Raw genomic sequence first — 12,517 nt, 5'->3', positions numbered from 1 at the left:
CGGGTGAAGCCTGATGTTTGCCCTCCCAAGGTGTTTGCTGTCTCGGCAAACACCCCGAAGATCGGGCATGTTTGCTGCGATCGCGTGTTTGGCGACATGCCAAACTCGATTACATGGCAAACTCCCAGGGTGAAGATGACCGGGCCAGAGCTACTCAAAGCCGCGCGAGACCAACTGGCCGCGCTACTCCCAGGGCACTTCGAGCTGACCGACACCATGATCGACGGGCGTGCGGCAGAGCCGGGCCCGGGCGACGCGCTGTGGCAGTTGAAGGAGCAGCGCAGCGGGGACACGCTGATCCTTGTCGAGGCGAAGACCTCGTTTGCCCCCCGGGACGTGGCGAGGACCGAGCAGCGGATGCCGGACGTGGTCCGACGGGCGATGCGCAACCCGGTGATCTTGGTGGTTGCGCCCTGGCTGAGCCCACGATCCAGAGCCTTGCTGGAGGAACGAGGCTACTCGTACGTTGACCTGACCGGGAACGTCCACCTACGCACCGACCGACCAGCGGTGTTCGTCAAGGTGCAGGGAGCAGACCGCGACCCCCGCCCGGCCCAGCGTGGTCCAGCTCGGCTCCACGGCCCTAAGGCGCGACGCCTCGTTCGCCTGCTGGCGGATGTGACTCCTCCGCTGCGGCTGACCGACCTGGCGCGGGTCGGCGGCCTGAACCGGGGCTACGTGTCCAGCCTTCTCAAGTCATTGGACGAGCAGGCGCTGATCGATCGCGACCGGAAAGGGACTGTTGTCGAGGTCGACTGGCCGGCACTCCTGCTGGCCGCCTCCGAGCCCTACGACCTGTTCAAGAGCAATTCCAGTGCCCTGTTCGTCGCACCAGCGGGAGCTGGTGAGTTGTTCAAACGGCTTGGAGAGGACGACGCTCCGCCAGCGGTGGTCACGGGGTCCTTTGCCGCGTCGGCGGTCGCGCCGGTTGCCGCGGCTGCTCAGTTGGTGCTCTACACCGGCGACCCCGCCGCGATGCGCAGCTTCGGGCGACTACTGCCGTCCGACCGGGGCTCGGACGTGGTGCTGTTGCGGCCGGAGGACGAGGCCCAGCTCGCCCGCTCACGCCAGGTCTCGGGCCGCACCCATGTCGGTCTGAGTCAGTTGGCGCTCGACTGTCTCAGCGGGAACGGACGGCTGCCCGAGGAGGGAGATGCGCTGGTCGACTGGATGCGGAAACACGAATCGCAGTGGCGGTTACGGGATGTCGAGAACTCCAATGCATAGAGTCGCTCTCCATGGCGTCACCATCCCCGTTGTATGTGGCAGCGCGTCGCGTTCTCCTGGATGCCCTTGACGCGCTCGCCGAACACCGCAAGGCAGTGATCCTGGCCGGCGCGCAGGCGATCTACGTACGCACCGGTCAGGCCGAACTCGACGTCAGCGTCGCGCCCTATACGACGGACGCCGACCTTGCCCTTGACCCTCGGGTGCTCGGTGCCAGCCCGGCACTCACGCAGGCTATGGAGTCCGCAGGCTTCTCCCTCACCATCGAACCAGGAATCTGGGAACGGTCTGTGCTCGTGGCCGGCCGGGAGGTCGTGGTGCCGGTGGACCTGTTGGTGCCGGAGGCGCTGGCAGCCGGAAGCGGACGCAGGTCCGCGCGCCTGCCTGAGCACGGCAGAAACGCTGCGCGGCGTACTCCCGGGCTGGAGGCGGCGGTAGCAGACCACTCCGACGTCATGATCTCCAGCCTGGAGCCCGAGGCCGACCCCCGTGCCGTGCTGGTGCCGGTGGCCGGCAGCGCCGCGCTGTTCGTGTCCAAGGCGCACAAGCTGCATGAGAGGCTCCGCGACGCGCAAGCACGACCTTCTCGGCTGAAGCCGAAGGACGCCAGCGACGTCATCCGCCTCATGCAGGCGTACCCACCCGAGCAGGTCGGCCGGCGGCTGCGTGAGATCAGCGCTGACGATGTCGCCGGCGAAAGCGTGCGCCAAGGCGTGTACCACCTGCTCGAACTCTTTGGACGACGCCGTTCACCTGGGGTGAGCCTGGCGGTCGAGGCCCTGAACGGCGCTGTGCCGGAGGCTGCCGTTCGAGCGCTCGCCCCCGCGTACACCACAGCTTTGTTGGAGGCTTACGCCGTCGACTAACTCCGCTCGTGGTTCAGGGTCAGTCTCGGAAGCCTGTCACCACCATCGCGTCACGGCCAGTCCGCCGACCACGGGATGCTTGATCAGTTCGGCTGCGGGCTCTGGCGGCAGAGGTAGACCCGGTAGCCCGCGACCACGTCCAGGGAGATCACGTCGACCCCTGCTGGGGTGGACCGTGCGAAGGTGCCCGACATGGTGCTCGACTCGGGCAGGACATAGGCCACCCGCTCCGCCTGCCGGACCTGGTCACGGTACGGCCGGTAGCGGTCGAACCCGGGCATAAGGTTGTCATCGAGGACCGCGCAGCGGACCTGCTCCGCGCTTCGGTAGGCCAACCGGTTGCACGTCCAGTACTCGGAATAGACATCCGTGAGACCGGCTGCCCTCAGCCGGTCCAGAAGCTGCCGTTCCTCGTCAGCATTGTCGGCGTAGTGCGACCGGTAGGCACTCAGTTGTCCCGTGGCGACCAGCAGACTCGCGACGATCCCGCCGAGAAGGGCGACACAGCCGATGGCCGGGATGACGTCGCGCCGGGCCGAGCCGGCCGTGCTTCCCCGCGCTGCCTCCCCGTCGCCGAAGGTCCTGGCCCCCGCCCTGCCGGCCAGGGGCGTCAGGCCGACCCACAGGGGCCAGAGAACGGCCGGCAGCGACACCATCGCGTAGTGCAGGTAACGGGCGCTCTCGATCGGCGTCACCGCCGACGAGGAACTCGCCACGTACGCGGCCAGAGTCAGCGCGGCACCGGCGAGGAGAGCGAGCCGACCGGCCTGCACCCGGCGTTCACCGGGGTCGGCGCGGCGTATCGCCACGAGCGCGACGACCGCCGCCACGACCATCAGGGTCAGGTACGCCGGCCCCCACCACATCTGCCAGGTCGCGCAGCGGCTCGGCGCGCACATCCCGGAACTGAGCGGCAGGCCGAGGAGCACCGCGCCGTACAGCCTGTCCGGCCACGCGGCCGGCTCGGTCGCGCCGCTGAGGGACAGCAGCACCGAGAGGGAGTTGGCGTGGTGGAGGTTGAACCAGAGCAACGGTGCCGCGCCGAGCACGAATCCGCAGACCGCCAGGGCGACGCGCCGCAGCGTCAGGGCCGACCGGCTCACCCAGGCCACGAGCAGCGCGGCGACGACGACGTACGGCAGCGCGAGCCAGTGGGTCCAGACGATGTAACCGGCCAGCAGGCCCCACACGGCGAATGTCGTCCTGCGCTTGTCGGGCTGGAGCGCCAGGAGCGCGGACGCCAGCATGAGCCCGGCGACGGCGGTGGCCACGTCGGAATAGCCACCGACCCCGATCATCTGATCCTTGAGCACACGGTCGGACCCGAGGGCCATGACCGCCGTGACGAAGACCGCGAACCAGGGGGTGTAGAGCGTGCGCGTCAGCCGGAAGACGAGAAGGAGGAAGACGGCGTACATGGCGAACGCCGGCAGGCGAAGCACCCACCACTGGGTGCCGAACACCTGGACCAGGGGTGCCGCCAGGTACGAGTAGAAGGTGCCCATGTAGTCCTGGCCGTAGAAGAACATCGGCCAGTGCCGACCTTCTCCGATGTGCAGGGCGGCCAGACCGGCGGTGCCCTCGTCGCTGTTGGCCGGCGGGACGTCGAGCGCCAGCAGAATCGCCCGGTACAGGACGCCGGCGAAACCGAGTGCCGCCGCCACCCGACCAGGAAGCGTTTTCCCCAGGCGAATCGACGCAGCCGGTCCCACTGTCGCTTCTCCTGTAGCCCGGGTACGCCCGGCGGGCGCGTCCGTATCGACCAACTTCCCGCCCTCCCGCGCCAAGCGAAGCTCGCGCCGCGCCCGGCGATTGTTCCACAGCGCAGGTGCGCCGATTCTGTCGTCGTCCGGCGCGGTCAGCTCACCGGCGCGGCGGCGTCGCGCAGCGCCCAGAAGTTCGAGCGGTACTGGTCGTGGATGGTGGCCGACTGGATCCGCAGCAGCGCCTCGTCGTTCTCGCGCAGCGCGGCGTTGGAGTAGTTGTGGCTGCCGGTCACCGCCCACTTGGTGTCCTTCTGCCCGTCGTACGTTCCCTCGATCAGCATGTACTTCGAGTGCACGATGTAGTCGCCGGTGATCTGGTACAGCTTGATCCGGTCGTGCCCGGAGAGGATGTTGCGCACGTCGGTGTCGGTCTCGGTGTAGACGACCTCCACCCAGCACTTCTGGTCGGCCAACTCGCGCAGCTTCGTGGCGATCGGGTTGCGGCTGAAGTGCCACATGCCGATGCGGATGATCGTGCGGCCGGTCTCGGTGCCCGTCGAGGTGTTCCCCTCGCACGTGACGTTCTCGTTGAGCATGTTGTAGATCGTGTCGGTGTCCTGGGTGGTGCCGGCGCGGGGGAAGAAGTAGGACTTGGCGGTGCCGCTGGACGTGGTCCGGTAGTAGTCGTTGTTCTTCACCTGCGCGGCGAGGTCACCGTGGTAGCTGACGTAGGAGTTGTAGACGGCGGTGTTGCCGACGATCGTGACCGCGTTGTTCCAGTAGCGTTCGGCGTTGTCGTTGGTCAGGTTGGCCGAGCTCTGCACGAGGACGTTCGTCGACCCGAGGGTGTCGGAGAACAGGAAGAACTTGTTGTGCATGATCGGCGTGTTCAGGTTGCCGATGCAGGCCCGGTCGGTGGTGCAGACGGTCACCCAGGAGGCGGCGGCCCGGTTCGTCCCGAGCTTGGCGATCAGGCCCGTCACCGCCGGGTAGGAGCGGGACTGACTGTCGACCACCACCCGCACGTTCACCCCCCGGTCGTGCGCGGCCGACAGGTCGTTCGACACCCGGGTGAGCGTGAAGTGGTACATCGCCACTCGGATCGTGGACCCGGAGGCGGCACCCTGGATCAGCCGCTGCACGTGCTCGACGATGGCGTACTGCTGACTGGCCACCGTTGGGTTGTTGAAGACCGCGCCGGAGGTCACGGCCGCGACCGCCGGCGTGGCCGGGGCCAGGAGCGCGGCGGCGGCGAGGCTGCCCGTGACGATCAATCCGACGGTACGACGCAGAAGCATGAGAACTCCTCGGTGGCAGGGTGGCCGACTCCCCGGCCGTCGCGAACCGGAACGCCCAGTATGCCTACGCTGCGCGCATTCTCCGCAACTACCCGCAACCACTTTCGACGGTCGCAACGGGCACTCCCGCGCCGCCGCTCCTCACCGAGGCGTGACGCAGCGCAACCCCCTCGTCCGACGCCACCACCCCGGCGAACCCCTTTGCTCTGCACCCACATACGCAACGGATCACGCAGCGCAACCCTCGCCGCGTTCCCGTCCGTCACGCCCGCCTGGGACCTGCTGACGGCGGTCGCGGAGCTGGGGGTCGACGTCGGGCCCTACCTGGCCGGGTTCGCCGACGGGCCGGGCGACGGCCCGGCCCGGCACCTGGCCGAGGTCATCGGGAGCTGGTCGTCCGGCGGTTCCCTGCCCGACGGCGCGGAGGAGTCGATGCGACGTTGGCTGGCCGGACCGACGCCGGTCGACGTGCTGTGGACAGCCGTGGGCACCTCGGCCAGCCCGGAGGTCGTCGCCGAACTGACCGACGCCGCCGACGCGTTCGCGTACCTCGCCCGCCGGTTCGCCCGCGCGGCCGAGCACGCCCACCTGCTCCGGGGGAGGCAGGTCAGCCGGTGACCCGGCAGGCGGCGTCGATGCGGTGCACCGGGCGGACCCGCCGCCCCAGCGCCTCCAGCAGCGAGTCCTCCACGTGGAAGTCGCGCACCCGCAGCCGGTGCCGGGGCAGCTCGCCCTCGCTCGGGCAGAGCACCTGCGCCGTCACCTGGTCGATCGGCACGTACCGGACGCCGCCGTGCTCCTGGAGCAGCACCATGCTCACGTCGTCCACGACGACGACGTGCCCGCGCACGTCCTCCGTCGTGTCGGGCGCGGTCTGCACGGTGGTGACGGTCAGCGGCAGCACCGGCGTGCTGATCACCGGCAGCGCCGCCCAGACCAGCGTGGCCAGCACGGCGGCCTGGGTGATGGAGGCCAGCGGCCGGATCACCGCGCCGGGCAGCGGCCCGGCGATGGCGAGCGCGAGCACCGGCGGCACCACGAACAGCGCCACGACCAGCGTCTCGCCCTGCCGCCAGGCGTCGAGCAGGGTCGGCGCGAGCAGGAACAGCCAGCCGCCGAGCAGGGCCGCGACGATGAGCACCCGCGCCACGGCCAGTTCGTGCAGCCGCTCGGGCCGGAGCTGGAACGCCGCGGCGAACGCGGGCAACAGCAGCGGCAGATAGAGGATCTGCCAGGTGGTCAGGGCGAGCAGGAAGCTGGTCAGCACGAACCAGGTCGGGGTGAGGTCCGCCCAGCGGGCGAAGAGCGGACGGCGGTGCCCGGGGAGCCGGTCGACGCTGACGCCGAGCACCGCGCCGAGGGCGAACACCGCGACCAGCCCGGTGGCGAGCAGCCGGGCGGCCGTGGTGAGGAACCCGGCGAGCAGGTTGACCGGCCCGACGTTGGCGACCAGCAGCAGGGTGGTCTGGAGTTCGCCGCCGGCCTCCACGCCGAGCCGCAGCACGGAGAAGACGGCGGGCACGGCCACCACGACGGCCCAGAACGACTGGCTGGCGCGGGCCCGACGCTCGGCCGCGCCGGAACCAGAACCGGAGGCGGAACCAGAACCGGAGGCGGAACCGGAGACGGGGGCAGGGGCCGAGGCGGGGACGGGCGCGTCGTCGCCTGCGGCGGCGACCGGTGCGGTCATGACGGGCGGACCTTGTCGTCGAAGTCGACCAGCTCCGGGACGTCCAGCGTCGGCGGCTGGGTCTTCGGCTGCCGCAGCCACGGCCCGAGGGTCCGGTGGTACGCGGTGAGCCAGGGGCTGGTCTGCCCGCTGCGCCCCTGCTGGTAGCTCTTGTCGAGGAAGAACGCGACGAGGTCGCGCAGCGCCGGGTCGCTGATCGGCACCCCGACGCCGATCTGTTCGCTGGTGCCGAAGGGCATGTCGACGACCGTGAAGTCCTTCGGGTGCCGGGAGAGGAACCCGGCGAGGATGGTCTCGTCGGAGCTGACCGCGTCGTAGCGCCCCGCGAGGATGCCCTCGACGCAGTCGCCGACCTCCTTGACCACGAACACCCGGATCTGGTGCCTGCCCAGCTCGGCCTCGGTGGTCGAGCCGCCGCTGGTGCAGACCTTGTAGCGGGGGTCGCGCAGGTCCTCGATGGTGCGGATGTTGTCCCGGAGCCGGTTGGGGACCATCGCCTCCTGGGTGGTCACCAGGTACGGCCCGGCGAAGCTGACCAGCTTCGCGCGCTCCTCGGTCATCGAGAAGGTGGAGACCACCAGGTCGACCAACCCGCCCTGGAGGGCGGGGATGCGGTCCTCGGTGGACACCGGCACCCACTCGATCCGGTGGTCGCCCGCGTAGCCGAGCTGGGCGGCGACGTACCGGGCGATCTCGATGTCGAACCCGGCGTAGGCGCCGTCGCGCAGCTCGCCCATCAGCGGGCCGGTCGTGGAGACGCCGATCTTGATCGTCGGCTGGCCGTAGATGTGCGTCTCACGCAGCTTGTCGTTGACGGACGGGATCCGGGGCTCCTGGCGGCTGTCGCAGCCGGCGGCAGCCGCGAGCACCAGGGTCAGTGCGACCGCCAGGGTGGTGGCGACGGAGCGGACCCGGGACCGGGGGAGGAACTGGTTCATCGGCGACCTCGCTGACCCGTGCAACTGCGGGACACCGACAGTAGCCAAACGGATCCATTCCCGTGGTCGGTGATCCGACGGCCCCGGGGGTACGGCGAACGCCCGATCGTCCGCCGTACCCCCGGGTGTCCTCAGCGGACGGTCAGCGTGCCGACCGCCGGCAGCGGGGCGACCACCGGGGGCAGCCGCTTCGGCTCGCCGCGGGCCGGCGCGGCCCGCCGGGCCAGGTCGTCCTTCGTCGCGGTGACCCGGGTGCCGGCCGCACCGGCGGCCGGCTCGGCGAAGGGTTGGACGTCGCCGACGCAGACCTTGCCCTCGGCCGGCAGCGTCCCGTCGATCAGGTACGCCTCGATGGCTCCGGTCGCGCACGCCGAGGTGCCGTACGCGGTGTGGCCCCAGTTGTCACTGCTGAGCAGGCGGCTGTTCGGCAGCAGCGCCGCCGAGGCGACCGCGCCCTGGTAGTTGGTCGCCGGGTCCCAGTAGTTGCCGACCACCAGCACCGGGGCGCTGGTGCGCCTGTCGAACGGCCCGGGGTAGGCATCCTCGTCCCGCACCGTCCAGGTGCCGCGGGCGCACGGCGCGGTGGCCCAGGCCCAGATCCGGCCGAAGTAGGGCGCCCGCGCGTCCTGCTTCGCGGCCAGCGCCGGCCACGAGCCGGCGTCCTTCGGGTGGTACGCGTCGGTGCAGTCCACCCCGAGGAAGGTCTCCAGGCTGTTGTCGTACGGGAAGTCGTACCCGCGGCGGGCCTGCTGGGTGGCGGCGGTGGCGGCGCGGCGGGCGAGCGCCGTGCGGGTCTCGGCACGGCGGGCCGTCGGGGCCGCCGTCGGGTCGGTGAGCACCAGCAGGTCGGCGGTCATCCCGACGATGTCGTCGTAGCCGTACGGGGCGTAGAGGTCGTTCAGCATCGCGCCGACGTAGTCGGCGTAGCTGACCGTGTACGTCTCCCCGGTCTCCGGGTCGTCGAACACCAGGGGCTTCCTGCGCAGCCGCGTCGCCACGGTCTCGACGGCGGCGACGGGGTCACCGGCGGCGAGCGCGCAGGCCTGCGGGCCGGCGGAGGCGCAGCGCCTCAGGATCTCCCGCAGCGCCTTGTACGCGCCGTCGGCGCTGGCCAGCCGGGTCTCCTGGAGCTGGTTGCGGGCCTTGCCCTGCCCCACCCACGCGTTCGGGTCGAGCACGCCGTCGACGACGACGGCCCGGACCCGGTCGGGGAGCATGTTGGCGTAGTACTGCCCGAGGGCGGTGCCGTAGCTGAAGCCGAGGTAGCTCAGCTTCGGGTCGCCGACGGCCCGGCGCAGCACCTCCATGTCCCGGGCGACCTCGGCCGTCGACATGGCGCCGGTGAGCGGCTTGCCGGTGCTGGAGCACGCCCTGCCGACCGCCTTCGACGAGGCGACGTACGCCTGCTCCTCGGCCTTCGTCCACGGGAAGGCCACGTTCAGCCCGGCGTACGCCTTGGTCTGCTCCTTGACCGACGGGAAGCACCTGACGTTCTCGCTGGCCGCGACGCCGCGCGGGTCGACGCCGACGATGTCGAAACGGTCGAGCAGGTCGTCGCCGAGGAAGTACGGCGCGGCGAGCGCCAGGTCGGTGCCGGAGCCGCCGGGGCCGCCCGGGTTGACGAAGAGGCTGCCGATCCGGTTCTTCTGGTCGCGCGCCTTGACCCGCAGCACCGCCACCTCGGTGGTGGCGCCCTTCGGCTTGTCGTAGTCGAGCGGGAGCCGCACGGTCGCGCACTCGGCGGTGCCGTAGCAGGCGTACCAGTCGAGCTTCGGCGTCGGCACGCTGTCGACGCGCCTGGCCTCGACGGGGTCGGTCCGGTCCGAGGTGGCCGGACGACCGAAGCCGGCGGTGGGCGGTGCCGCGCCGGCCGGCGCGACGGCCGTTCCGGCGAGGACGATCCCCGCGATTCCTGCTGCGGCGAGAGACCGGGTTGTGCGGGGCATTCGGCTGCCTTCCGGTGGGCTACAGGACGTGTCGGGGCAACCCCGACTCTCGTCACTCTAGGGACCCGGGCCCACGACCAACGCCCGCAAAATGCCTGGGAAAAAGTCATTTCTCCGACTGATGTAACGAATCTCGCCACTTCGACGCTGCGGCTTCACCCGTCCACTGGGGAGCGCGGGCGGGCGGGCCGGGCGGGCGGGCGGCGACCCGGCCGGGTGGACACCCGCGCGGGGCCGGTGACCGGGGCCGACGGTTGACAGGGCGGTCGGCTCCGCCATCCTTGACGGGTGACCCGAATCCCTCGGCCCGATGTGCCCGTCGTGGCGGTCGCCGCGTCGCTGGCGGCGGTCGCCCTGCTGGTGGCGCTGGTCTGGTGGCAGCCGCGCAGCATCGTGGCGGTGGTGCTCGCCCTGCTCTGCGTCCTGTTCGTGATGATCGCCGGGGTGTCGGTGACGGAGGGGCGGCACCGCCGCGAGGAGGCCCGCGAACGCGGGGGCGACGAACCGGCGCAGTGGCCGGGGCAACCCGTCGCCCGGCTCAGCGACGTCGACGCCGACACCCTGGAGGCGTTGGACAGCCGCGACCTGCGGGCCATGCGGGAACGCCGGCAGGGCGCGAGCGGGTTCAGCGACCGGTGAGGGTCGGCTCGTACAACCCGTCGACGCCGCGCCCGGCCAGGCACCGGAACGTGCGGTCCGGGCCGTCCGCCGCCGGCGGCAGCACCTCCAGCCGCCAACCGCTGGTGTACGCGATCCCGCTGGTCAGCCGGAACGTCACCGGACTGCACACCTGACGCACCTGCGGGTCGGCGGCCACCTCGTCGTGCGCGGCGTCGACCAGGGCGGCCGGCAGCTCCCCCTCGGCGTAGGCCTCCCAGGTGTGCCGGCCGTCGCAGGGCAGTCGGGGCGCGTCCGCCCGGGTGCCGCGCACCCGCATCGGCCCGTAGCACTGCAACTCGGCGACGCACCGCGCGCCCGCCGGCAGCTCGGCCGGGCCCGCCGACCCGGATACGCAGCCCGGCAGCGCCCCCCACCTGCTGGCCGTCGTCGTGCCGCCCACCGTGACGACGGGGGTGGGCGTCGGCGTGGCGGGCGCGCTCCCGGCGACCCAGGCCCCGGCGCTCGCCGAGGCGGCCAGCGCGAGCGCCCCCGCGCCGCCGAGGAACCAGCGCCGCCGCCACCGACGCCCGGACGTCACCGGCTCGGTGGGGTGGTCGTGCGTCACCGGGGGGCGCGGGGCGGGACGGGACGGCTGGCCGGTGCCGTAGAGGCCGCCGGAGGTGGACGGGCCCCCGGTGACGCCGGGCTGGCTGGTGCCGTAGAGGCTCCCGGACGTGGACGGGCTGCCGGTGGTGGTGCCGGTCGGGCCGCCGGACGTGGGGCCGCCGGAGATCGGGGCGCCGCTGACGGGCGCGCTGACCGGGTCGAGCGGCAGGGCGGCGAGCAGGCCGCGCAGCTCGATGGCGGACGGGCGGGCCCCCGGGTCGTTCGACATGCCGGCCCGCAGCACGTCGACCAGCTCCTCCGGCACCCCGGGCAGCCCGGGGATCGGCTGGTGGAACATCTCCAGCACGGTGACCAGGCTGGGGCTGCGCTCGGACTGCCAGCGCGGCGGGCGGCCGAACATGACGGCGTAGAGGGTGGCGCAGAGCGAGTAGACGTCGACGGCCGGCGACGGCGGGCTGTGGTTGAACATCTCCGGCGGCGCGTAGGCCGGGGTGAGCACCTCCAGGGTCACCGTCGGGTCGCGCACCTCGCCCAGCACGGCGAGCCCGAAGTCGGCCAGCACCGCCGGGTTGAAGTGCGAGTACAGGATGTTCGCCGGCTTGACGTCGCGGTGCAGCACGCCGTTGGCGTGCGAGTGGGCGAGCGCGTCGGCGATCTTCACGCCGAGGTCGCGGGTCTCCGCCGGGCCCAGGGGCGAGGTGCGCATCCGCTCGGCGTAGGACCCGTCGCACAGCTCCATGATCAGGTAGGGGTGCCGGTCGACGGTGACGCCGACGTCGAAGAGGTCCACCACGTGCGGGTGCGACGACATCCTCCCGGCGGCCCGCGCCTCGCGCAGGAAGCGGGCCTGGTCCCGCTCGTTGTCCAGGGTGCGGTTCTCGACCTTGACCGCGACCTCCCGCCCGACGGAGATCTGGGTGGCCCGGTAGACGGTCGCGTAGCCGCCCCGGGCAAATACCTCCAGATCGGTCAGACCGGGCACGATGGGCAGCCGCAGGGCGCCAGGCGGGGTGTCGGTCACTGCTCGAAAATACCTAACCGGTCCGGTGACTCAGCGGTCCGCGCCCGCAGACCGGGAGCCGCCGCCCGCCGACGCGGGTGCCGGACGCCCGCTCTCCGCCACCGCCGACGCCTGCCGCGCCGGCTGCGCCGCGCCGGGAGCGGGGGCGGCGCGGCGGGCGTCCCGGCGCAGGGCCACGGCGGTGGCGACCGCGCCCAGCCCCTCCCAGAGCGCCACCCCGAAGAACCGGTCCGGTGCGACGTCCGCGAGCACCACGATGGTGAAGACGGCGAAGGTGACCAGCCGGAAGACGACCGTGAACCGGTAGAAGGCCCGCCACTCGGTCGCCGTGGCGAGCAGGTAGTAGACCCCCATGTTGAACGACGCCATGGCCGACGCCGTCAGGAACGTGCCGGTGTAGTCCCCGGCGGACCGGCTCTGCGGCACCTCGAAGCCGAGCATGCGCAGCTGTGCCTCGGGCCAGAGCAGCCCGAGCGCGCCCATCAGCAGTGCCAGGACGCCGAAGACCGCGATCGTCCAGCCGGCACTGGAACGGGGCAGCCTCATCACGCCTCCCGGGGACGGGCACGACGGCCCCACAGTGGACCGCCTCATCGAG

The 12,517-nt window shown here is 71.6% G+C and carries 11 protein-coding genes; 4 read left to right on the top strand and 7 right to left on the bottom strand.

All coding sequences use genetic code 11. The features are described from left to right. Positions 1-30 precede the first annotated feature (30 nt). On the top strand, positions 31-1,227 hold the full coding sequence (locus HDA31_RS00370; RefSeq protein WP_178066669.1) for a hypothetical protein: 1,197 nt from the start codon (positions 31-33) through the stop codon (positions 1,225-1,227). Positions 1,228-1,238: 11 nt separating this feature from the next. After that, positions 1,239-2,093: a hypothetical protein gene (locus HDA31_RS00365; protein WP_178066670.1), complete on the top strand. Its 855-nt coding sequence runs from the start codon at positions 1,239-1,241 to the stop codon at positions 2,091-2,093. An 83-nt stretch (positions 2,094-2,176) separates the two neighbouring features. Here HDA31_RS00365 and HDA31_RS00360 read toward each other — a convergent pair whose 3' ends face one another. Then, on the bottom strand, positions 2,177-3,805 hold the full coding sequence (locus HDA31_RS00360; RefSeq protein ID WP_178066671.1) for an ArnT family glycosyltransferase: 1,629 nt from the start codon (positions 3,803-3,805) through the stop codon (positions 2,177-2,179). A gap of 146 nt (positions 3,806-3,951) precedes the next feature. Further along, positions 3,952-5,097, bottom strand: coding sequence for a phospholipase D-like domain-containing protein (locus tag HDA31_RS00355; protein WP_178066672.1), 1,146 nt, complete (start codon positions 5,095-5,097; stop codon positions 3,952-3,954). 201 nt (positions 5,098-5,298) lie between these two features. On the opposite strand from HDA31_RS00355, the gene HDA31_RS00350 reads away from it, so the two are divergent. Further along, complete coding sequence (locus HDA31_RS00350; RefSeq protein ID WP_178066673.1) at positions 5,299-5,715, top strand: hypothetical protein; 417 nt, start codon at positions 5,299-5,301, stop codon at positions 5,713-5,715. Here the strand turns inward: HDA31_RS00350 and HDA31_RS00345 are convergent. The 3 genes from HDA31_RS00345 to HDA31_RS00335 all read right to left on the bottom strand — a co-directional run bounded on the left by HDA31_RS00345 (position 5,705) and on the right by HDA31_RS00335 (position 9,671). Continuing rightward, positions 5,705-6,787 (bottom strand): hypothetical protein, encoded by a 1,083-nt coding sequence (locus HDA31_RS00345; protein ID WP_178066674.1) that lies wholly within the window; start codon positions 6,785-6,787, stop codon positions 5,705-5,707. The genes HDA31_RS00350 and HDA31_RS00345 overlap by 11 nt on opposite strands. After that, positions 6,784-7,725 carry a transporter substrate-binding domain-containing protein gene (locus HDA31_RS00340; protein ID WP_178066675.1) on the bottom strand — a complete coding sequence of 314 codons (942 nt, stop codon included), beginning with the start codon at positions 7,723-7,725 and terminating at the stop codon, positions 6,784-6,786. The genes HDA31_RS00345 and HDA31_RS00340 overlap by 4 nt, the downstream gene beginning before the upstream one ends. Positions 7,726-7,856: 131 nt before the next feature. Next, positions 7,857-9,671 carry an alpha/beta hydrolase gene (locus HDA31_RS00335; RefSeq protein WP_178066676.1) on the bottom strand — a complete coding sequence of 605 codons (1,815 nt, stop codon included), beginning with the start codon at positions 9,669-9,671 and terminating at the stop codon, positions 7,857-7,859. 288 nt (positions 9,672-9,959) lie between these two features. Here HDA31_RS00335 and HDA31_RS00330 point away from each other — a divergent pair, with 288 nt between their 5' ends. Beyond that, complete coding sequence (locus tag HDA31_RS00330) at positions 9,960-10,310, top strand: hypothetical protein (RefSeq protein ID WP_178066677.1); 351 nt, start codon at positions 9,960-9,962, stop codon at positions 10,308-10,310. Here the strand turns inward: HDA31_RS00330 and HDA31_RS00325 are convergent. Beyond that, positions 10,297-11,919, bottom strand: coding sequence for a serine/threonine-protein kinase (locus HDA31_RS00325; RefSeq protein WP_178066678.1), 1,623 nt, complete (start codon positions 11,917-11,919; stop codon positions 10,297-10,299). The two genes, HDA31_RS00330 and HDA31_RS00325, sit on opposite strands and share 14 nt — an antisense overlap. A 30-nt stretch (positions 11,920-11,949) precedes the next feature. Then, positions 11,950-12,465, bottom strand: a complete 516-nt coding sequence (locus HDA31_RS00320) for a hypothetical protein (protein ID WP_178066679.1) — start codon at positions 12,463-12,465, stop codon at positions 11,950-11,952. Positions 12,466-12,517: the final 52 nt, after the last annotated feature.

The organism is Micromonospora carbonacea, from assembly GCF_014205165.1.
Lineage (GTDB): Bacteria > Actinomycetota > Actinomycetes > Mycobacteriales > Micromonosporaceae > Micromonospora > Micromonospora carbonacea.
This window is presented reverse-complemented; position numbering and strand designations above follow the sequence as displayed.